The sequence below is a fragment of the Salinibacillus kushneri genome (assembly GCF_900111405.1).
In the GTDB taxonomy this organism is placed as follows: Bacteria; Bacillota; Bacilli; order Bacillales; family Alkalibacillaceae; genus Salinibacillus; species Salinibacillus kushneri.
Map to the genome: position 1 here is coordinate 49,496 of NZ_FOHJ01000005.1, position 21,539 is coordinate 71,034.

The window sequence follows — 21,539 nt, forward strand, 5'->3', positions numbered from 1 at the left end:
GAATAAAATACCAGCTAAATCCTTCCTATTTCTTCTTCAAATAATCCACAATCCCCATCGAACAAACCTGCATGTCCATGTTTAAGTATTGATACACATCATGATCCCTGGATACACCTTTGTTTTCAAGGTGTTTACGAATTTTCTTCAACAAGGCTTCAGAAATTGCGTCCGCTTGTTCCTTGCTTGATGCGTCTGAATGAATCGTAAATTCCTTTTCCCCAATTTCCATAAACACCGGCAACCAATACCTCATTTGTTCATAAACCTGTTCAGGATTACGAGATTGTCCATAATGACCGAAATTAATAGAATCAACTTCTAGCTGTTCAATACGGTCTAAAGATTCTAGCATGGCATCAGGATCAAATTGATTTGGTGATGTCGTTGGAAGGATAAATTCAAATGGGGTTTTGGGATAGAGAATGCCAATCGTATCCCCTGTGAATATGCCATTACTGTAGGAATCATGGACTGAAAAATGGTGCTTGGCATGGCCTGGTGTATCATAGAAGGTTAGTGTTCGATTCGCTCCAATTTGTAGGCTTTCCCCATCATTTTTTGAAATTAATCGTTCTTCCGGTACAGGAACAATCGGATTAAATAACTGATCAAATAATTCACCATACACCATTTTTGCTCCCGCTATGAGCTTTGATGGATTCGCTAAATGGCGTTTTCCTTTTGGATGAACCACGACTTTGGCATTTGGACATTTTTCCAAAAAGACTCCTACACCACCTGCGTGGTCAAGATGAATATGGGTCAAAATAATATACTTCACATCGACTGGATCAATATCCAGCTTTTCCAAACCTTTTAATAAATGTGGGATTGAAGGACTTGCACTCGTTTCAATAATAGTCGGTTCTTCTTCGTGAAGTACATAGGAGCCAGTGCGCTTTTCCATACTTAAATCATACAAATCGATTAATGAAGTCCGCTGATCTAAATCCGTTGGGTTAACCATTCATAACACCTCATTCTACAGTCTCTATCATAATTATTTCAACATAAAGGGTGATATACCTGCTTTTAAAGAAGTATCATTCCAAAAACATAATGGCTCACTGCTAACAGGCTGACGTGACCATTATTGTTTTTATCCACAGAGCTACAGCTACCTACGATTGCATCATTCCCAATGCCACAAAAAAAGAGTGTGCGTTTGTCTTGAGGCACACTCTTTGTAAATATATATTAAAAATTACCGGTTGGCAAAAAAATCCTCTGCCTTCTTCAAATACACCTCTTCATCAGGTGTCATATCAAATTCCTCTACAATGGCATCTACAGGACAAACGGAAACACAAGCTCCGCAGTCTATACAAATATCCGGGTCTATGTAAAATTGATCCTTTCCTTCTTCAATACATTCTACCGGACAAACCTCCACACATTCTCCGGCTTTTTCCCCCTGGCATGGGCTTGTAATAACAAAAGCCATCGTTAAAACCTCCTCTATTGCTGTTAAAAATACTGTTTCCTTTTATTCTAGTATACGCTTTATCTTCACGTAAATCTAATAATGTGACATATCTATCTGTCTTAAAATTTCTTCATGAGGGAGTGTAAATTGAACTTACTAGGCTTTTTTGGCAGTTGAATTGGCTACGACAAATCGTTTTTAATGTTATAAGCATTAAATTCTCTTAATAAAGCCGGAATATACAAGCTTAATACCCCTGTTATATTCCGGCTTAACGGCATTATGATTAAATATATCGACTGAATCTCTTTTCCAGACGGTCTTGAAAAGCTGAAATCACAATACATAATGTCCAGTAAATGAGAGCAATTAAAACATACATCGTCATATGGTCATAGGTTCTTCCACCGACAATTTGAGCCTTTTGGAACAACTCAGGAACCGTAATTACTGCGGCTAATGAACTTGCCTTCACTAAATCTAAAAAGACGTTCGTTAATGGAGGAAGCGCAATCCTTGCAGCTTGAGGTAGGATGATTGACCATAGTGTTTTCCATTTTTTAAAACCTAGTGCCCGGGCAGATTCCCATTGGCCTCCAGGTACACTATTTAAAGATGCTCGATTAATTTCTGCTATGTAAGCTGCGCTATTTAAACCAAAACCAATAATCGCTGCTGTATAAGCAGATAATTCAATTCCTGCATAAGGTAATCCGTTATATAAAATAAACAAAAATACGATGATTGGAGTTCCTCGCATAAACGAAATATACAGACGGGATGGCCATCTTAATAGAATGGTTTGTGAGCTTCTCCCTAACGCAAGAAATAAACCAAGTATTAAACCAATTCCCATGGCTACAAAGGAAACTGCGATAGTCATAGGCAGACCACCTAAGATAAACGGAAAACTTTCAATGGCTAATTCCAAGTCAAAAATATTACGTAGATCGAAGTCATTCATATTGATTTCTATCATGGTAAACCACCTATAGCTCCAGCCCTTCAATTTTCTGTACATCTTCTTCCGGAGGATTAGAGGCATCTTTTCCTCCAAAGAATTCCTTGGAAAGATCCGTTAACGTCCCATCTTCACGCATTTCAGCTAATACTTGATTCACTATTTTCGTCAATATTTCTGCATCCTTTGGCATGACAAAAGCCTGTTCCGTTGGATGAAAAAGAAGATCAGGATGCAGTGTCACTTCAATTTCCGGCAATGCTTTTAATGCAAGACTTTGCAAGTAATAATCATTTATCACCAAATCTGTGCGCCCTTTTTCAACATCACGTAAATAAACATCGTTGGTGGCATTTGTATAGGTGACAACCTCTGCACCAAAATGTCTGGCAATATCACTAAAGACGGTTGTCGCTCCTCCGCCAGCCTTTTTCCCCTCTAAGTCTTCCAGAGAGTGAATATCAGATAGGTCCTCTTCTCTAACAATCATCGTTGAAAAAGAATATTTGTAAGGTTTACTAAAAGCGAAATTCTTTTGACGTTCTTTCGTAATTTCGATGTCATTGGCAACTAAATCAATTCGACCGCTATCTAACGAGGAAAGCATGGAATCAATCCCCATGATTTCAAAAGAAACATCTAAGTCAAGACGTTTAGCTATTTCCTTTATAATTTCCACATCATAACCTGTAATCTTATCAGACTCTTCGGGATAATAAGATGCCGGATATAAAGTCCCAGATGTACCAACAACAATTTCACCGGCTTTCTGAATCTCCTCCCATCTATTAGAAGATTCATCTTTTGTTGTTTGTCCCCCTTCTCTTTCACCTTCATTACTTCCACATGCAGTAAAAAGTACCAGAATAATCAACAACATAAACGTTAACATTTTACGACTCATAAAACTCCACCCCTTCATTTGTTATATATATTCAACTTTTAAAAATATAACAGATATTCATTATTTATTCAATGTTCAATTATTCTGTAATAGCATAATTTTATATCTGTTATACAATAGTTGATTTAAAAATCAGAATTTTATTACGAGCGAGTTATCCATCTGACTAGCAGTCTCTTTAACGATCGTATTTCTGCAAGAGAGCATTATGAATTGTTCAAACAAGTAACATTCGGTTCAAATCTTTGATTATTCTTATAAGCATAAGATAGGATAGAAATACGAAAAATAACATTAGTTTTCTTATACATTGTTTAAAACAGGCAGAAACAGGAGGTTATCATCATGAAAGCAGTTGTCATTGAAGAATATGGTGGAATTGAACAATTAAAGGAGAAAGAACTTCCTAAGCCAGAAATCGGAGAACACCAGGTGTTAGTAGAGATTTATGCTACTTCCATTAACCCTATCGATTGGAAGGTTAGAGAAGGATACTTAAAAGAAGGACTTCCATTTCAATTTCCTATTATATTAGGCTGGGATGCAGCAGGGGTTATTACAAAAACAGGATCCAAGGTAACCGATTTTAAAATTGGAGATGAAGTATATGCCCGTCCTGCTACAACAGAAAGAGGTACATATGCCGAGTATGTAGTGGTAGATGATCATTTACTTGCACAGAAGCCCAACAATTTAGACTTTAAAGAAGCAGCATCTGTACCTTTAACAGCCCTTACCGCTTGGCAATGTCTTGTTGACTTCTCTCACATTAAAGAAGGAGACAAAGTACTTATTCATGCAGGCTCTGGGGGAGTAGGAAGCTTCGCGATTCAAATCGCTAAACATTTTGGTGCCTATGTTGCATCTACCGCAAGTGAGAAAAATGAGGCATTACTAAAAGAGTTAGGCGTTGATGAATTCATCAATTATAAGGAGCAAAAGTTTGAGGAAATCCTCCATGACTACGACATTATTGTAGATACTCTGGGCGGTGATATCTTAGATAAGAGTTTTCAAGTGTTAAAGGATGGAGGAAAACTTGTCTCTATCGCCGGCAATCCCGATAAGGAAAAAGCAACGGCCCGCAACATTGAAACTTCCTTCCTATGGTTAGAGCCAAATGGGGAACAGCTGGATAAATTAAGAAAATTAATTGAAGCAGGGAAAGTAAAGCCTATTGTAGGACATGAACTTCCATTTTCGGAAGAAGGAATTAAAAAGGCCCATCAGTTAAGTGAAACCCATCATGCCCAAGGAAAAATTGTGATTTACATGAAGTAAACAGGAAGGGTTAACTCTAATTTAGAGTTAACCCTTTTAGCGTGAAGCATGATAAACAGGAAACAAGTTGAGCATCCTGTTGCTTTTTCATTTATTCATGTCTGTTGATCAAATAATTCTGTCTATCCTTGGATTATTCTTGCCCTGCATTCTCTGATTCTGTCCCTTCTACTTCTATTTCTATCTCACCAATAAACCCCAGTCATCTCCTGCTTTAATTCTGTCAACATGCATTTTTTGTCTCCAAGTAGTAAATTCCTGTCAGAATTTGAGTCAGACCACATGGAAGTACCTGCTCATGTCTATAAAAAGGCCCCGCATTCGTTACGTTTTAGCGAATACAGGGACATTCCTCAGTCCTGTTCTAAGATAAACTTTCACAAGCTAAATCATTGCCGTCTCGATCTAGGCGGTGCGGGTCATTGTCTGGTCCGCCGGCTGCTTCAAAAAAGCTTTGTGCTTGTTTGTGAGTGTCAAAATCTCCGCAGTCCCGGTCTGGACCATTCGGATCATAAATAACCTCACCTGAACCTGTATTTCCAGAACCACCAGATTCTGAATGACCACTTGACTGACCAGAGTTCTCCGACGAAGCAGAGTCATTAAACCCATCTTCTGTTACATAACCATCAATACTCCATATTCCTTTTTTCGCATTAACGGCCTGAGTCTGCGCTTTCACATAGGCATCATAATGAGTATAAGGCGGATCGTATACATATGCTAATCGCGTCAGTCCTTCTTCTAACAGGACTTGATTAAACATTTTTCCATCTACCCAAATATAAGCAAGGAGACGGTCATAATGATCCCGCTTCGGACCATCAAATTCAACCTTTACTTGTCTACCTGATAAATTCTCTTTAGCAAACGCACTAGCCTCGGGTCCAAACGGCTGCACCGGTTTGCTTGGATGAACGGTTTCCGGTGTATCCACTAATAGGAGACGGACATCCTCTGTTTTACCCTTATATTGAATTTCAATCGTATCGCCATCCACTACTCTCGATACGCGAGCTGCTTCCAAACCTGATGTAGAAGGATTGGACTTCTGGGTATCAGTCTTTTCCTGTTTCGAATCAGAATTAGAACCCTGCTCGTCAGCTTGGCTTTTATCCTTATTGTCATCAGAAGAAGTCTGTTCTTCAGCTGTTGATTCATCATCTGTTTGTTCCTTGGATGACTGTTTTCCAGACGTCTCTTCATTTGAATCTTCCGTTCTGTTCTTTTCATCCTGCTCTTTATCCGATGTACGTTCGACCTCATCGGTTTCTTCCTTCTGTTCTATATTTTCCTTTTCGGAATCCTTATCAGGGGAGGTAGATTCCTCACTTGGACCCGGTAAAAACAAGCTGAAAATAAATAATGCCACACCCGTTAAGAAAAGGTGCTTAACGCTTTTTAGCGATTTCCTTTTAAATAAAAAAATAATCAACATGATAATAGCTACAAGAAAAACCAGTAAACTAATTCCAAAAACGGCCGGTCCCACATTTTCTCTCCTTCCATTTTCTCAGGATGAATATACTATAAAAGAATATTAAAATCAGAAAAAGAGCATTCCAATAAACAGCAAACTCCTAAATTAAAATTTTATAAAAGGTAATATGGATTTTCAAGGTAATTGTGCCCTCCTTATTCTACAATTTGTAAAAGAGAAATTAAAAAACCCAGCCTGCATACACAAGCTGGGTAAGGATATCTTACTGATTAATATACTTTTCAAAAATATCCCCGAAGTCTTTTTGATGATATTGTTCATAGTTTGATTGTAGCCAGGAAAAACCATACTCGGTCATTTGCTTAAATTGATCAGCTAAGTCCGTGTCATGTGTTCGGGAGTTTTGTAATACGGTAACAGCATTTTCGAGACTCTGTTCCCCCATTTTCTTCATTACCTTATTTTCTTGTGTAATTTCAGAAATATAGACGAGAGCCTTGTAAAGATCGTTCAGTTGCTCCAATTGATTTTTATCAACATCAATTGTGAATTCCTGGTTACCAAGCGTAAATTTAATTTCAATATCAAAATCGACACGTCCGGCTGTTTCTAATAGTACATCTGAGATTTGATATTGTGAATATGGATAACGTCGTAATGTCCGTTTGGAGGATACGGCATTTTCGCCATCTACATGAATAAACGCTAAATTGGTAAAGCAATATTCATCAGCTTTGGTTTTAATTAAAAAATAGATCTTTTCTTCATCCTCATGTCGAACATAATCATCTGCATCTGTTTTGTCAAAATCGTTGGGATCAATAATTTTTCCAATATCCGATAATCCTAAAGCATCCGAAGCAAACTTTTTTAACATTTCTCTCTCTCCTTATATCATTTCCTATTATCATTTTACCAACCTCTTCAACCTCTACATTCTCTACCATTGTCGGAGGGGACAATGTTCAAGTCCCTCTTCCCATTCATTCTGAGTCTATTTCCATTGTACTCATAATTTCTATATTATTTAATGCCTGAGTTGCCAGGTGATCAGCTTCCCGATTTCTTTTCCTTGAAATCACCCGATAATCAGGTTGAAGACCTAATTCATTAAGCTTATTTTCAATGCGTTCCATCCATTTTAGAAGCTCCTCTTCATAGCACGGCCACTCATCTTTTAACTGATTGATTACCACTTGCGAATCCCCGATACATGTAATAGGTAAATGATGAACACCTAAAAATTCCACTTCCTGTAGAGCTAAATGTAACGCTGCATATTCTGCTTCATTATTCGTATTCAGCTCGTCAACAGTCGCATTTTTCCGTAATCGATAGGATTTCCCGTTTTGATCAAAATAAATTGCACAGCCTAAACCAGACGTTTTCGTTTTCCGGTCAAATCCTCCATCAAAATAGATTATTACATTATGCGGTTCCGTCTGAATGCCTTCGATATATTTATTTAAATCCTTCCTTTTCCAGGTACTGTCCTGATTATCAATAAACTGAAGATGTTTGATTCGTCCCGTCTTTTCCATATCCTCTGCCACAAGAAGAGCCTTTTCGACTGACATTTCTTCTGATTCAAAAATTGCTTCCGTACCTTTAGGGGTTCTATAAGTCCAATGCAATTTCATTTGCATGACTAAATCATCCTTTTTCATTGTTCAATGGATTCTTTAATTATCTTCTAACGGAAGGCTAAAGATATTCTGATTGATTTCGCCTCTACAAAATATTTATGCAGCTCTTATTATCCACCAATTAGGGCTAAAATAATCCGCTTTCTCTTATTCTTGAAACCGCACGTAACAAGGTATTCTCATCTTGAGTCATAGCTATTCTGACATAACCTTCCCCTTCATCTCCAAAAGCATTTCCAGGGGTCACTACGATACCAGTTTCATCCATTAACTGATAAGCAAAGGATTTGGAGCTAATCCCTTTTGGAACCCTTGCCCAAACGAACATAGAAGCTTTGGGAATATCGACCTTCCAGCCTGCTTCATTCAAACCATTTACAAAACAATCTCTACGCCTTTGATAGATTTCCCTTAATTCACGACTAAACTGGCCTGATTCCCGCAACGCCTGGACTGCTGCCTTTTGTATGGGCAAAAACACCCCATAATCTAAATTTGACTTCAGCCGGCTTAAGGCCTCAATAATGATTGGATTCCCTACTACATAGCCAATACGACAACCTGCCATGTTATAGCTTTTTGATAATGAATTAAATTCCACCCCTACTTCCTTAGCTCCGTCTATGGATAAAAAGCTTACCGGCTTCTCCTCATAATACAGCTCAGAATAAGCAAAATCATGAAGGACAGTAATATTATGAGTTTTCGCAAATTCAATCACTTTTCCAAAGAACTCCTTAGATGCAAGAGCTGGAACAGGATTTCCCGGAAAATTTAAAATCATTAGCTTTGCTTTCTTTCTAACTTTCTCCGGAATAGCATCCAGGTCAGGCAAAAATTGATTTTCTTCTTTTAACGGCATTCTATATGGTGCTGCTTCAGCTAAAGAGACCCCTGTCTCATAAGCCGTATAGCCTGGGTCAGGTACTAAAATGATATCATCTGGATTCGTAAGGGTTAAAGGCAAATGCACAAGTCCATCCTGTGATCCTGTAACCATTAAAGCTTCCTCACTTACTTCTAAAGAAACGCCATAACGCTTTTGGTAATAAAGAATAACCGCTTCAAGAAATTCATCTGTTCCTGTTAATGTATAGCCAAACTGTGAAGAATCCATTACATGCTTTGCCATTTCTTCCATAACAAACTTAGGCGGTGGTAAATCCGGACTACCGATACTTAAATCAATTATATCCTGGTCCCTTTGAAGTTTTTGTTTCTTATAGCTGGCAAGTTCATTAAAAATGGAGGTCTGAAAATGATTCATTTTACGAGACAATAAGATATCCACATCCCACTCCCCCTTTAAATCCTTATGAAATAGAGCATAATTAAACCTATTATAAACACAGTCAGAAACGTAAAATCAATAAAATTATCAAATAACTTTGACAACTGGTAAAAAATATTGTAAATTCATATAGGCGAACATTTTAAAAAAACTTGTACTATTTGTTCGTTTATAGAGGGGGATTACGTTGGAAAATGTATTTGATTATGAAGATATTCAGTTAATTCCAGCAAAATGTGTGGTAAAGAGCCGTACAGAATGTGATACATCTGTATCTTTAGGAGGATATACATTTAAGCTTCCGGTAGTACCAGCCAATATGCAAACCATTATAGATGAAACGATTGCTCGATATTTAGCCAAAAATGGATACTTTTATATCATGCATCGGTTTGAACCGGAAACCCGCCTCCAATTTATAAAAGATATGCAGGCCCAAGGCTTAATTGCCTCGATTAGTGTAGGTGTTAAAGAAGGAGAGTACCGGTTTATTGAAAAATTAGCTGATGAAAAATATATACCTGAATTTATTACGATTGATATTGCCCACGGGCATTCCAATGCGGTCATTGACATGATTCAGCATATAAAAAAACATTTACCAGAGAGTTTTGTCATTGCAGGTAATGTAGGAACACCCGAAGCAGTAAGGGAATTAGAGCATGCTGGTGCTGATGCCACAAAGGTTGGAATTGGGCCAGGAAAGGTTTGTATTACTAAGGTCAAAACGGGCTTTGGCACAGGAGGCTGGCAGCTCGCAGCTCTTCGTTGGTGTGAAAAGGCAGCCAGTAAGCCGATAATTGCGGACGGAGGTATACGGACCCACGGAGATATCGCCAAGTCCATTCGTTTTGGCGCAACCATGGTTATGATTGGCTCACTCTTTGCCGGTCATGAGGAATCTCCAGGCGAAACCGTCGAAAAAGAAGGGAAGCTTTACAAAGAATATTTTGGTTCAGCTTCAGAATTTCAAAAAGGAGAAAAACGAAACGTAGAGGGGAAAAAGATGTATGTAGATTATAAAGGCCCTCTGCAAGATACCCTTGATGAAATGGAACAAGATTTACAGTCCTCCATTTCCTATGCAGGAGGAAGGGAATTACAAGCGATTCGAAATGTTGATTATGTTGTAGTGAAAAACTCTATTTTTAATGGAGATAAAGTCTATTAAAAAATCATTATAATCAGAACATAGACACAAAACACGAATGATCTTTCCGTATGAAAAGGTCATTCGTGTTTCATAATGGTCTAGTCCAATACTTCACTTTTTATACGATCGACTATCCAGCGATTTTCATCAAAAACGAGAAAATATGTCATAATGCGATGTTCTAGAAGTTCATTATCCCTCTCCTGATTTACTTTATATTCCGTATCGCTTATTTTTTTCTAAATCAAACGGTAAATCTTCCTCTAGCCATGTAGCTCCATCCTGTGCAATGACATACACTTCTCCATTTTCTTCACGGAAATATAACTCTGTAAAAGATTCTGCCAAATCAGCTGACATCACAGTTCGAAGCTGCTCATATACTTCATCCAATGACTGAACATTGGGCAGCTTTTGATCTTCATTAGCACGATTATATAATTCCTTAAACGTTTTTTCATACTGCTGCATTATCCTTAAAACATCTTCTTCATTTAAGGCTTCCGGTGTTTTCTCATCTTCCCCTTCTTCAAGTATTGTCTCCTGTCCAGCCGAATCCTCTGTTTGTGGTGTAGTTTTCTGATTCATTTGAACTTCGCTCCATAAAAATATTGCTGTAAAAAACAACACCGCTATACTAACAAAGCTAATGAATACCTTTTTAAACATCGGGCCTAGCCTACTTCGTTTTTGCCTTACCGATTCTGTTTTAATTCGCTGTAGTATTTCCATCTTTGTTCGGTCCCTTATCTTTCTATCTTTAGGAAAGGTCCGCAATTCATTCCAAAGTTCCTTTTTTTTCATTTTACCCCTCCCATTTGCTTCTTTAATGTTTTCATTGCACGGTGAAAGGTTACTTTTACTTTATTTGGACTCCATCCTAATATCCTTGCCGTCTCCTCAATAGTCAGTTCCTGAATACCACGCAATAGGAGGACTTCACGATAATTTTTCTTCAGGCATTGAACCGCCTGGTATAATTCTCTTTTGGTTTCACTTAACTGATAAATATCCTCAGGGGATTCTTCGTTTGACATATTTTTCTCTTGCAGAAGCTTGGACTCTTTATTTCGCTCTCTCTTTTTCTTGCGCATTTGGTCAATGGCGACATTTCTTGCAATACTAAAGAGCCACGTTTTCGGTTTAGACTCATGTTTGAAATGTTTCATTGCCTTGATAAATACCTCCTGTACCATATCCTCCACATCCCCGCTTCCAACATAATAAATGAGAAAGTTGTAAACATCATCACTATACTGATGAAACCAAGTTGTCACTACATCTTCATTAGTCAAAGCCTTCTCCTCCCAATTGCCATACTCAAAAATAGGACGATGTAAATTATGAAAAGATTACACTATTAAAACATTATTAGCGAACAAATTAGAACGATATACCCAAAAGAAAAGGATTGGCCAAATGAGCCAATCCTTTTTTTATATACTGAATAGTGTGTTTAAAAGCAAATGAATCCATTATCCATGAACAGTCTTCTTCGTTTCTAACTCTGAATTTTTACTCTTCTCCGCAAAATAATCCCGGATCTCTTCGATGGTTAGACCAATTTCTTTAGCCTCAAGCATTAATGTAACCCATTCTTTATCTAACTCATCCTTCCTCATCTTCTCCCTCCTAATCCCCCTGTGATGCATCAGAGTCTGTGAGCTTCTACCTATTTCTATGATTAAAAGGTACCACACATACCCCAAAAGAAAAATTATACTTTAGTATACATTTATAAAAGGATGTTTCCTGACAACAGAAAAGGATGTTCCTTGATAGAACATCCCCAAAAACTAATTCTTATATTTCTCGTTTTAATGCCTTAACGCCTAACATTATAGCCCCAATTACACCTTGTTCATCTTTTAATTCAGGTTTAACAATAAGGTTCTTTACATTATCCACAGCTAAATAACCATTCAGTAAATTCATAAATTCATCCTGAACCATTTGATATAGCTTTTCCTGCTTCATTACACCGCCACCAAGGATAATTTTCTCTGGCGAAAGCATAACAAAATAGTTCATTATGGCTTGAGCTAAGTAGAATGCTTCCATTTCCCATACACCCGGATTTTCAGCTAACAAATATCCCTTTTTGCCGTAACGTTTTTCAATGGCAGGTCCTGAAGCCAGTCCTTCTATACAAGCACCATGACTTGGACAGCTTCCTTTAAAATCATCATCCGGATGCTTCTGTACAAAAATATGGCCCATTTCGGAATGGTTTTTCCCTTGAAACACCTGACCATTTTGAACGAGTCCTGCACCAATCCCAGTACCTACCGTTATATAAAGACTGGAATTAGCCTCTTTTGCGGCCCCGTAGTAATATTCACCAAGGCAAGCTGTATTAACATCCGTATCCATCGCTACTGGTACGTGGAAGGTATTCTTCAGCTTCTGCAAAAACGGATAGTTCTGCCACTTGATCTTTGGGGTTTTTAAAATGGTACCATAGCTATTGCTTGTCTTATCTAAATCAACCGGACCAAATGTGCCTACACCAAGTGCCTCAATGGGATGCTCTTTAAAAAAAGATTCCACTTTAGCCAACGTTTTATCAGGCTCTTCCGTTGAGAAACTTGTTTTATCCAAAACAAGTCCCTTCTCATCTCCAACAGCACATACAAATTTTGTTCCCCCAGCTTCTATACTACCTATTAACATGAAGGTATCCCCCTTACCTGAAAGCTCCTTTACGATATACGGGTTTCATTTGTCGTAAATATTACTTGTTACTTCCGTATTGAAGTGTTTTTACCTTTATTATATCTAAATGAGGCAAAGCTTTCATCTGCTTTTCTAAACAGTAATACATACATATCGACTTAAAATGGCGACGTCCAGCCACCATCTGCCGTTACAACAGTTCCATTAATAAAGCTTGACTCATCAGAAGCTAAAAACAGGGCTACGTTAGCAATTTCTTTCGGTTTACCAGTACGTGGAATCACTGCTTGAGCCTTACCGGTTCGCTCCTGTCCCAGGTTGCTAATATTATTTATTGAACTGCTGATATTCGTTTCGACAGCACCGGGGGCAATTGCATTACACCGAATACCTTTTTGGGCATACATAAAGACTGTATTTTTTGTCAGTCCAACAACTGCATGTTTAGACGCCGTGTAAGCTGCACCTGCATGAGCACCATTCATTCCTCCTGTAGAATCTGTATTGATAATCACCCCTTGCTCTTTTTTCAAGAAATATTGGTAACGCTTTCTTTATCGCGTAAAAAACACCCGTTGTATTAATGGAAAAAATTCTTTCCCATTTTTCAGAATCAAGATCTCCTGCTGGCTCAAAACCATCCATAATTCCGGCGTTATTTACTAATATATCCAGTGTTCCATATTCGTTAACAGCTGTCTCAATCATATTTTCAATATCTATTTCTTTTGCAACATTTGTTTGGACTGCAGTAGCATTACCGCCCTGTTTTTGAATTCCGGAAGCCACATTTTCTGCTCCTTCTAAATTAATATCAGAGACTACCACTCTTGCCCCCTCTTTTCCATATAATTCAGCAATAGCTTTTCCCATACCTGATGCTGCTCCTGTTACCACAGCAACTTTTCCATCTAACTTCATCACTTTTCCTCCCTTTTCTTATCCCTTGTAAGTTATAGTATATTTTTCCTATTATTTAAATCATATCCCTATTTAAGATTAAGGTCAAAAATAACCCTGGTTACACTATTCATAAACCTTCACTTCATTTAAAATAAAGGAAACAAATTTCCCATGTTATTGGAGGGATTCCATTGACGTTTCGAATGTCTGTTGATGAGTTAAAAGAAAAATTAGACTCAAACTATGTTGTTATTGTGGATGTACGATTTGAACTGACCAATCCAAATGCTGGCAGAAAAGCCTATTTAAAAAGCCACATCCCCAATGCATTTTATTTAGACTTAAATGATGATTTGGCGGGGAAAGTAGAGGAACATGGCGGAAACCATCCATTACCTGATATAAATGAGTTGACTGAAAAATTAGGGAGTATAGGAATTAACCATCATACTACTGTCGTCGTTTATGATCAGACAAATGATATGTTTTCTGGTCGTCTTTGGTGGCTGCTTCATTATTTAGGTCATGAAAAAGTTTATGTTCTGGACGGTGGGTTTGAAAGCTGGCAGGATAAAGGGTATGAAGTAACAGATGAACAGCCTGTTGCAGATAAAAAAACATTTATTCCTAAACCCAGAAAAAATGAAGTAGTAGATATTCATCAAGTAAAGGAAAAACTTAAAGATCAATCTGCTGTATTAATCGATTCCCGTTCTAAAGACCGTTATCTTGGCAAAACGGAACCCCTGTATAAAAAAGCAGGGCACATCCCTGGAGCTAAAAATTACTTCTATAAAGAGGTTTTAAATGAACAGGGAATGTGGAAGGAACCTGAAGAACTGAAAAAACATTTTGCCAATCTTCCCAAAGATAAAGAAATTATGGTTTCCTGTGGATCAGGAGTATCTGCAACACCTAATATAATGGCACTGAAAATCGCTGGTTTTCAAAATATAAAACTTTATCCCGGAAGCTTTAGTGATTGGATTTCATACGAAGACAATCCTGTAGAGACAAAAGAAGAGTAGGAGATAATATATGAAACCGTTATTAATTTCAGTTCAATAATACCTCTCAGGTTAGGATTTCACAAACTTCCTATTGCGGGAATTTTCATGTATTAGAAAGGGTACAAATCAAAAAAGATTTGTACCCTTTCCCTTTGATATATTAATGAACCACATGAAACACAAAATTCACAAGGAATAGTGAAGCTATAATATAAAGCGTGAACGAAACCTCTTTAGCCCTTCCAATTGCTATTTTTAAAATCGGATATAAAATAAATCCGATGGCCATTCCATCTGCAATACTATACGTAAATGGAATAAGAGCAATGATGAGAAAGGCAGGGAAACTCTCGCTCATATCCTTCAGGTCCAGATTACGGATATTTTGGAGCATTAAGCTGCCAATAATAATTAAGATGGGAGCTATAGCACTACTTGGAATTAACTTAATGACCGGAATAAAAAAAATCGAAAGTAAAAATAGAAATCCCGTTGTCATTGCTGTAATTCCTGTTCGCCCACCAGCTGCCATGCTCGCTGAACTTTCAACCGTTGCAACAGTTGGACTTGTACCAAAAATTCCCGAAAGCATAGCTGAAACAGAGGTTGCTTGGAATCCACGTGAATATGCATCCGGGCGGTCAATAAAATTCGCATGGCCATGAACTAATCCTACGTTCTCGAAAACAAGCACCATTGTCAAAGAGAATACGGCAATCCAAAATGTCATCGAAAAGAAGCTTTCAAAAGATAAGGTTCCGAATACATCAAGATATTCCTTAAGGGATACTTGATTTCCCTGACCATTTTGTTTATCAATAAGGCCGAATGCCCATGCAATGATTGTTCCAATCACAACGGTAATAAGAAAGTTACCCGGTACATTCCGTAAAAAAAGGATAATCGCAATCAAAAATGTCAGCACAGTGGCTATTACAAGAGGATTTCCAAGATCTCCAAGTGCTATAATGGAATTCGTACCCTTTTCAACAATACCGCCCTTTTCCAGACCAATTAACATTAAAAAGAGTCCAAGACCTACCGTAATCGCTTCTTTTAGGGATTGAGGTATGGATTCACTTAACGTCTTGGCAAATCTGGAAAAGGCAATCAGTACGAAGATAAGACCTGACACACATACAACTGCTAAGGCTTCTGGCCAGGTCAATCCCATCGATTGAACCATGGTATAGGAAAATAACGCATTTACCCCCATACCTGGAACAAGAAGGATAGGCATATTTGCCCAAAACCCCATAATAAAACAGCCCAAAAAGGATATGAAAATCGTTGCCAGAATTGCTGCACCAAGAGGTATCCCGGCTTCTGATAGAATGAGAGAATTTACGGCGATAATATAAACAATCGCAAAATATCCGATTAAACCAGACATAAGTTCCCTCTTCAATGTTGTTTCATACTTGTCGAGCTGAAAGTAATGGTTCAACCACTTATTCATTTTATACGACCTATCTAGTTAAAAAGCCCTCTCCCTACCCGCTCTCTCCTGAAATTCAGGCGAGCCATGAATATATATTATAGCAAAAAAGGATTATAAATATCAACGTCATCAAACTTTATAATAGATTAATAAGCCTTTCCAACTGGACTAAGATGTTTATTTACCGTTTCACCTAAGTTTTTAAAATAAGGCTTTACAACAAAATCTTTTGCACCTAACTGTATTGCCTTCATGACATTTGTTTCCGTGCTTAATGAGGAACACATAATGACATTGGCTTTTGAATCAAACCTCATTATTTCCGCAAGAGCCTCCAGTCCTGTTATTTTTGGCATCACTGTATCCATGATTACCATATCAGGATGTATGGATTTATAAGTATCGATAGCTTCCTGTCCGTCTCTCGCTTCCACGGTTTCATAGTAGCCATACTGTTTTAATATTTGTTTTAGCCAATTTCTCATAAAGGCTGAATCGTCTGCTAATAAGATTATACTCATATATTCATCTTCCCTATTTATAAATTTGGTAAAAAATGCATAAAAGGCTAATAACCCCTATGCCAACAACCAATAAGGGTAGAGTTTTATACAAGCAAAAAAAGACCAACCAAAGAAAAAGGTTCGCCTTTTACGAATCATTCTTCGGCAACTAGGCTGCCATAGCTCAGTAAGCATTAGGCCCTTGGTTTTGCGTCCTTATCTTTCAATAAGTTTGCCCTTATCGGTTTCATATTTTATTTCAGTAAGGTATCCATTCCCTATTATTATCGACAAATTTAGCAGATAATCAAGCGTTTTGTTTGGACTTTCATAATTTAACAAAAATAACTGCCTGTTTATATTTAGATTGTTTTAATTTAAAACACCCAACATCCCTAAAAAGATGTTGGGTGTTTTACAGCTAAATCCTACTCTTCTTCATCGACATTAATAAATAGTTTTCCATCAGCCGTTTTTCTCGTTTCATTACCATGGTCATCCACAGCTTTTACTTCAATAACTGCCCCTTTTGCGACCAAATTGCTCGTTGCAGTCCAGTACCCAACATAGTGCCCATCTGACACTTCCATCATTGGAAGTTCAGTGGCATTAGATAGCTGATTACTTGCATTTGTGAGCGGCATATGGATGACAAAGGTTGCATTTAAGCCTGGCTCACTATCAAATTCAATTTGTACACTTTCTCCAGCATTTAGATAATGATCTTCTGTTGGAACAAGATTACTGATTTCAGGAGCAGTAAAATCAACATCCAGGGTTATCGAATCAGTAGTTTGATTGCCTGCTAAATCTTTAGCAACGACTTCAATGTCATTTGCGCCATTGTCGAGCAGTATTCGCTTAGAATAGGATCCATCGTCTGAGACATCTGCTTTTTGACCATTCACTTCAACCCAATCAAGGTTCGAATCCTCAACAGTTCCTTCTACCGTCACGGTTTCACGATTGAACTTGGAACCATCTTCAGGACTGTTTATAGTAAGCTCAGGATTCGTTGTATCCAATGTAACCGAAACAGTTTCGGATTCACCCGTCATGGTACCATCAAGCTTAGAAATAGCTTTTAATTCATTTTCGCCCTCTGTAAGTCCAACAGGAATCTCAAATTCTCCATTCTCACCTACTTCGGCAGTTCCAGCTAGTTCTCCATTATTCATCAACTCAACTGTAGTGGTTGGAGAAGCAGTACCTGTTACGGTAATCTCTTCCTCACTGGTAATAAGTTCTGCTTCAGGTGAGGTGATTTGAGGATCTTCCACCTCATAGCTTACACGAGCACGAATCATATAGTTTCCTTCTGATGCTGGAGTTTGCGACCACTCACCACCAACACGCTGATAGCTTCGTTCTTGGTTTTCACTACTTTCATCGGTCGCTAGTCCAGGGGTATCAGGGTTTGGATGGGTTTGAACGTAAACCATATAAAAGTCCCCATCAACAAAAATATTGTGCTCTCTTAAGTCGACAACGGTCCACTCTCCATTACGCAGTGCTTCCGCATCAATAGGACCGGCTATTTTCTCACCAGGCAAACCTTCTTCACCACTGGCATCCCATATCTCAACGGCAAATTCAGTTCCACCCGGTTGTGGCCATTCTTCATCCCAGAAGCGGAATACACCATCTGTTACAACCGCCTGGTCATTGCCTTCGGGAAGGGACATTTTGACCGCCCAGGCATTACCAGCGTCATAAAAGGCTCGTGCATTTTCAGCTGTACCATCATCATAGCCTATTTCTCCACCAGGATAGGTGTATAGGGGTTCAAGTTCAGCATTCACTTGAACATCTTCTGTTAAATCAACATTCAGCTCTTGGCTATGGTAGTTTGATGCCATCACTTTCAACGTATAAGAGCCTTCGTAACCAGTGATAGAAAACTCCCCGTTTTCATCGGTTTCAACTGGAGCAACATTTGCATCCTCTTCAAGCAAGACAGTCGCACCTTCAATCGGTTCACCTGTAGCTTGATCTGTAATTTGTCCAGAAACAGTATATTGGTCAATTTCTTCAAGTGTAAAGTCAGCCTCAGTCACACTATCAGCTTCTAATGTTACACTCTGCTCCTGAGATTCAAATCCATAAGACTCAGCTTTTACCGTAAATTCTCCAGCAGGATGGTTAAAGGAATATTCACCTGTTGCAGGGTCTGTTGTAACCGAACGTCCACTTTCAAGGACGCTTACTTGCGCTTGGATAGGTAATAGGTTAGGATTAACGTAGCCCTCTTGGGCAGGAGGATTCTTTTTAGGTAAGTCCGGCTTAATTTCAGCTGGATTTACCTTTTCTTCTTTTAGACCAGCTTTTTCATTTGCACGTTTATTCCCATTACCCTTATTTTTTCCTTTTGCCTTTCCTTTATTTACTTTTCTATGAAGAGATGCCTGGTTACCTTGAGACGTATCAGATAACGTCACATCATCAATATACCAGCCTTCTCTAGTGACACTGTAGTCTGAGGTTACATTAAAACCAATATAAACTCTTTGACCACTATATTCAGATAAATTAACCTCTGCTTCTTCCCAATCATCAGTCGTTCCTTCCACTCGCATTAACTGAGTCCATTCTTCCTTATCAGTGGAAATAAAGACATGTCCAAAATCATAAGCTGTTCCGGAAGAGTATTGTTCTAAATCATGCCATTGGTTAAATTGAAGGTAAGACTCACCTTCAGGTAGATCAATAGGTGGCATTACGAGTGTTGCATTCATGTCATTATCGTACCCACCTGTAAGATTCGTTGCATATACATTTTCACCGGATGCTGCATTTCCTGGACCTGATTCAGGTGTTCCCCACTCCCAGGAGCTATTTTCACCAAACACCGTCCAGCCAGCAGGTTGTGATCCTTCGAAGTCCTCTGAATACCCAGTGGTTATACCTGGTAATACGTCTAGTGTATAGGCTTCACTTTCAGCCGTATTTTCTCCAAAGTCTTCAACTGACCACTTATAAGTGAGTGAATCACCATTAATTTGATCACCAGGAATTGTTGCGGTGTAATCCGCCGATTTGTAATCTCCTGATGTCTGAGCCGCTTCCACAGATTCCCATTCACCATCTTCGTTTTGATACTCGAGTACAACAGAAGCGATACTAATATCATCTTCCACATGAATAGTAAGTGGAAGGTCCATGCCTTCATACGTCTCATCTGGAGCTGTGTGCTCAAACGTGGGTGCAACGGTATCTTCTCCATTCTTCGTAACGCTACCTTCGATCGTTCCTAAGCCGTTATCTAAAAGAGCAACAGCATCATAAGCATTGAGTAAACCGTGTCCAAATCCATTGTTAGGAGACTCAGGATACTCATCATCCGTCATTGGGATAGCTGAATTGATAAGAACTTCTTCCAGTTCATCGACTGTAATACTGCTATCTGCTTGACGAAGTAATGCAACAGCTCCTGAAACAGCAGGTGCGGCCATGGATGTACCACTATAGGTTCCATCATATCCATCCCCTGGAACAGAAGAGCGAACGCTTACTCCAGGTGCAGAAATTTCAGGTTTTATTTCATCATATGGAGATGGTCCACGAAGAGAAAATCCTGCAAGATTGTCACTGCTGTCGGTAGCACCTACAGCAAAAGACTCAGGATAGTTGGCTGGTGTAGCCACAGAGCCTGGACCACCTGGATTGGTTAAACTCGTATTTCCGGCTGAAAAAGAAGGGAAAATACCAGCAGCTCTCCAATTGGTTACCACATCACGATACCACTCGTCTAAACCAGGACCGCCACCCCAGGAGTTGTTTACCACATCTGGAGCCAGGTCGGCACGTGCATTTCCTTCAGAGTCTGTTGGGGCCATAATCCATTCAGCAGCCTCTAGTAAGTCGGCATCGGTTCCACCAGCAGCCGTAAAGGCCTTAACAGCAATAAACTGTGCACCAGGAGCTACTCCGACCTGATTGGATCCATCTGGTTCACTTCCAACCATTGTCCCCATGGTGTGAGTTCCGTGACCTTGATCATCATATGGTTCACTCTCACCTGCAGTTGCATCAAACCAGTTATAATCATGACTTACTTCTCCAGTTTCGGCATCATAGCCACGATAATTATCCTGAAGGGCCGGGTGATCCCATTGAACCCCTGTATCAATATTGGCTACAACAGTTCCTGTACCATCAATGCCCTGTTCCCAAACCTCTGGTGCTCCTACTCGATCGACATTCCATTCTACGTTTGTCAATTCAGATTCAGGCTCGTTGTTCACCTTTTCATCAACAGGTGTAAGCAATTGACGGGTCTCATTCGGCAAAATCTTTTCTACCTCTTCAAAAGAAGCAATGTTTTCCGCAACTTTCTTTGTAGATGTAACCGCCATTCCATTCACAATATGGTAGGAATGAACGTCTTTCGCATTTCCTTTTTCCACTTCTTTTTGGAGATAGTTTTTCACATTTTGCTGAGACTCCTGAGCCGTCGCTTTTAAAGCGGAAATCACAGCTGAACGCTGGGTAAACTCAGCTTTATTCGCTGAGAGATTGTTAGATTTAGCTTTCTTTTTGGCTTCCTTTGCTACCTGTTTCGTATCTGTTTTTTCTTTAAACTTCACCAGATACGTCACATTCTGCTGCTCGTCAAACTGCTTTTGCAATCGGTCACTTACTTTAGCTTCAGCTATTTGCTGTGTGTTCTTTGCTGACTCATGAATTTTTGCATTCTTAGATGTACTTTCACCATGAGCCATACCCGGAGCTACTAAGGAAAAAACCATCATTGCAGAAGCGACCATACTAAAAGTTCGTCGACGCTTCTTTTTTAGCAAAAAATCTCCTCCTTTTTCGTTATTCTATGTTTCTATCTTTTGGTGTAAAAAACAAAAAACGCCCCTTTTCCCCTCCTTTCCCTACTAAATTTTTTTAGACA

18 protein-coding genes, 1 pseudogene and 1 riboswitch are annotated in these 21,539 nt (G+C 38.8%); of the genes and pseudogenes, 3 read left to right on the top strand and 16 right to left on the bottom strand.

The window, feature by feature from the left end; genetic code table 11:
• Nucleotides 1–25: 25 nt before the first annotated feature.
• From BMX63_RS08545 to BMX63_RS08560, 4 genes are all read right to left on the bottom strand, one after another.
• Nucleotides 26–970 carry an MBL fold metallo-hydrolase gene (locus BMX63_RS08545; RefSeq protein WP_093134213.1) on the bottom strand — a complete coding sequence of 315 codons (945 nt, stop codon included), beginning with the start codon at nt 968–970 and terminating at the stop codon, nt 26–28.
• Between the two features lie 237 nt (nt 971–1,207).
• On the bottom strand, nt 1,208–1,447 hold the full coding sequence (locus BMX63_RS08550; protein WP_093134216.1) for a ferredoxin family protein: 240 nt from the start codon (nt 1,445–1,447) through the stop codon (nt 1,208–1,210).
• Between the two features lie 268 nt (nt 1,448–1,715).
• Nucleotides 1,716–2,408, bottom strand: a complete 693-nt coding sequence (locus BMX63_RS08555; RefSeq protein ID WP_093134218.1) for an amino acid ABC transporter permease — start codon at nt 2,406–2,408, stop codon at nt 1,716–1,718.
• A 10-nt stretch (nt 2,409–2,418) separates the two neighbouring features.
• The gene (locus tag BMX63_RS08560; RefSeq protein ID WP_093134221.1) at nt 2,419–3,294 is read right to left on the bottom strand and encodes a transporter substrate-binding domain-containing protein; all 876 of its coding nucleotides are present in this window, start codon (nt 3,292–3,294) and stop codon (nt 2,419–2,421) included.
• A gap of 345 nt (nt 3,295–3,639) precedes the next feature.
• On the opposite strand from BMX63_RS08560, the gene BMX63_RS08565 reads away from it, so the two are divergent.
• Nucleotides 3,640–4,575, top strand: a complete 936-nt coding sequence (locus tag BMX63_RS08565) for an NADP-dependent oxidoreductase (protein ID WP_093134224.1) — start codon at nt 3,640–3,642, stop codon at nt 4,573–4,575.
• A gap of 364 nt (nt 4,576–4,939) precedes the next feature.
• Here BMX63_RS08565 and BMX63_RS08570 read toward each other — a convergent pair whose 3' ends face one another.
• From BMX63_RS08570 to BMX63_RS08585, 4 genes are all read right to left on the bottom strand, one after another.
• The gene (locus BMX63_RS08570) at nt 4,940–6,067 is read right to left on the bottom strand and encodes a thermonuclease family protein (RefSeq protein WP_245732781.1); all 1,128 of its coding nucleotides are present in this window, start codon (nt 6,065–6,067) and stop codon (nt 4,940–4,942) included.
• Nucleotides 6,068–6,278: 211 nt separating this feature from the next.
• Nucleotides 6,279–6,893, bottom strand: a complete 615-nt coding sequence (locus tag BMX63_RS08575; protein WP_093134227.1) for a PH domain-containing protein — start codon at nt 6,891–6,893, stop codon at nt 6,279–6,281.
• Between the two features lie 106 nt (nt 6,894–6,999).
• Nucleotides 7,000–7,662 (bottom strand): ribonuclease H family protein, encoded by a 663-nt coding sequence (locus tag BMX63_RS08580; RefSeq protein ID WP_093134230.1) that lies wholly within the window; start codon nt 7,660–7,662, stop codon nt 7,000–7,002.
• A 127-nt stretch (nt 7,663–7,789) separates the two neighbouring features.
• Entirely contained in the window at nt 7,790–8,953 is a 1,164-nt protein-coding gene (locus tag BMX63_RS08585; protein ID WP_143060131.1) for an LL-diaminopimelate aminotransferase, read from the bottom strand.
• Between the two features lie 187 nt (nt 8,954–9,140).
• On the opposite strand from BMX63_RS08585, the gene guaC reads away from it, so the two are divergent.
• Nucleotides 9,141–10,124 (top strand): GMP reductase, encoded by a 984-nt coding sequence (guaC, locus tag BMX63_RS08590; protein ID WP_093134232.1) that lies wholly within the window; start codon nt 9,141–9,143, stop codon nt 10,122–10,124.
• A 195-nt stretch (nt 10,125–10,319) separates the two neighbouring features.
• On the opposite strand, the gene BMX63_RS08595 is transcribed toward guaC, so the two are convergent.
• The 5 genes and pseudogenes from BMX63_RS08595 to BMX63_RS08615 all read right to left on the bottom strand — a co-directional run bounded on the left by BMX63_RS08595 (nt 10,320) and on the right by BMX63_RS08615 (nt 13,703).
• Nucleotides 10,320–10,910 (bottom strand): hypothetical protein, encoded by a 591-nt coding sequence (locus BMX63_RS08595; protein ID WP_093134235.1) that lies wholly within the window; start codon nt 10,908–10,910, stop codon nt 10,320–10,322.
• Entirely contained in the window at nt 10,907–11,401 is a 495-nt protein-coding gene (locus BMX63_RS08600; protein WP_093134237.1) for an RNA polymerase sigma factor, read from the bottom strand. The genes BMX63_RS08595 and BMX63_RS08600 overlap by 4 nt, the downstream gene beginning before the upstream one ends.
• Before the next feature lie 180 nt (nt 11,402–11,581).
• Nucleotides 11,582–11,728: an anti-repressor SinI family protein gene (locus tag BMX63_RS08605; protein WP_143060132.1), complete on the bottom strand. Its 147-nt coding sequence runs from the start codon at nt 11,726–11,728 to the stop codon at nt 11,582–11,584.
• Between the two features lie 181 nt (nt 11,729–11,909).
• Nucleotides 11,910–12,779: an ROK family protein gene (locus tag BMX63_RS08610; RefSeq protein WP_093134242.1), complete on the bottom strand. Its 870-nt coding sequence runs from the start codon at nt 12,777–12,779 to the stop codon at nt 11,910–11,912.
• A gap of 161 nt (nt 12,780–12,940) precedes the next feature.
• Nucleotides 12,941–13,703, bottom strand: a pseudogene (locus tag BMX63_RS08615) (SDR family oxidoreductase).
• Between the two features lie 173 nt (nt 13,704–13,876).
• Here BMX63_RS08615 and BMX63_RS08620 point away from each other — a divergent pair.
• Nucleotides 13,877–14,713 (top strand): sulfurtransferase, encoded by an 837-nt coding sequence (locus tag BMX63_RS08620; protein ID WP_245732782.1) that lies wholly within the window; start codon nt 13,877–13,879, stop codon nt 14,711–14,713.
• 142 nt (nt 14,714–14,855) lie between these two features.
• Here BMX63_RS08620 and BMX63_RS08625 read toward each other — a convergent pair whose 3' ends face one another.
• The 3 genes from BMX63_RS08625 to BMX63_RS08635 all read right to left on the bottom strand — a co-directional run bounded on the left by BMX63_RS08625 (nt 14,856) and on the right by BMX63_RS08635 (nt 21,405).
• Nucleotides 14,856–16,154 carry an NCS2 family permease gene (locus tag BMX63_RS08625; protein ID WP_093134244.1) on the bottom strand — a complete coding sequence of 433 codons (1,299 nt, stop codon included), beginning with the start codon at nt 16,152–16,154 and terminating at the stop codon, nt 14,856–14,858.
• Between the two features lie 128 nt (nt 16,155–16,282).
• Nucleotides 16,283–16,657 (bottom strand): response regulator, encoded by a 375-nt coding sequence (locus BMX63_RS08630; protein WP_093134246.1) that lies wholly within the window; start codon nt 16,655–16,657, stop codon nt 16,283–16,285.
• A gap of 143 nt (nt 16,658–16,800) precedes the next feature.
• Nucleotides 16,801–16,886: riboswitch (cyclic di-GMP riboswitch) on the bottom strand.
• 181 nt (nt 16,887–17,067) lie between these two features.
• Complete coding sequence (locus tag BMX63_RS08635) at nt 17,068–21,405, bottom strand: S8 family serine peptidase (protein WP_093134736.1); 4,338 nt, start codon at nt 21,403–21,405, stop codon at nt 17,068–17,070.
• Nucleotides 21,406–21,539 lie beyond the last annotated feature (134 nt).

Excerpts from the sequence above, each read along its gene's own strand:
- BMX63_RS08610 (WP_093134242.1), bottom strand. The coding sequence starts at position 12,779 with ATGTTAATAGGTAGTATAGAAGCTGGGGGAACAAAATTTGTATGTGCT.
- BMX63_RS08550 (WP_093134216.1), bottom strand. The coding sequence starts at position 1,447 with ATGGCTTTTGTTATTACAAGCCCATGCCAGGGGGAAAAAGCCGGAGAA.
- BMX63_RS08560 (WP_093134221.1), bottom strand. The coding sequence starts at position 3,294 with ATGAGTCGTAAAATGTTAACGTTTATGTTGTTGATTATTCTGGTACTT.
- BMX63_RS08565 (WP_093134224.1), top strand. The coding sequence starts at position 3,640 with ATGAAAGCAGTTGTCATTGAAGAATATGGTGGAATTGAACAATTAAAG.
- BMX63_RS08595 (WP_093134235.1), bottom strand. The coding sequence starts at position 10,910 with ATGAAAAAAAAGGAACTTTGGAATGAATTGCGGACCTTTCCTAAAGAT.
- BMX63_RS08625 (WP_093134244.1), bottom strand. The coding sequence starts at position 16,154 with ATGAATAAGTGGTTGAACCATTACTTTCAGCTCGACAAGTATGAAACA.
- BMX63_RS08635 (WP_093134736.1), bottom strand. The coding sequence starts at position 21,405 with ATGGTCGCTTCTGCAATGATGGTTTTTTCCTTAGTAGCTCCGGGTATG.
- BMX63_RS08545 (WP_093134213.1), bottom strand. The coding sequence starts at position 970 with ATGGTTAACCCAACGGATTTAGATCAGCGGACTTCATTAATCGATTTG.
- BMX63_RS08580 (WP_093134230.1), bottom strand. The coding sequence starts at position 7,662 with ATGCAAATGAAATTGCATTGGACTTATAGAACCCCTAAAGGTACGGAA.
- BMX63_RS08575 (WP_093134227.1), bottom strand. The coding sequence starts at position 6,893 with ATGTTAAAAAAGTTTGCTTCGGATGCTTTAGGATTATCGGATATTGGA.
- BMX63_RS08605 (WP_143060132.1), bottom strand. The coding sequence starts at position 11,728 with ATGAGGAAGGATGAGTTAGATAAAGAATGGGTTACATTAATGCTTGAG.
- BMX63_RS08555 (WP_093134218.1), bottom strand. The coding sequence starts at position 2,408 with ATGATAGAAATCAATATGAATGACTTCGATCTACGTAATATTTTTGAC.
- BMX63_RS08630 (WP_093134246.1), bottom strand. The coding sequence starts at position 16,657 with ATGAGTATAATCTTATTAGCAGACGATTCAGCCTTTATGAGAAATTGG.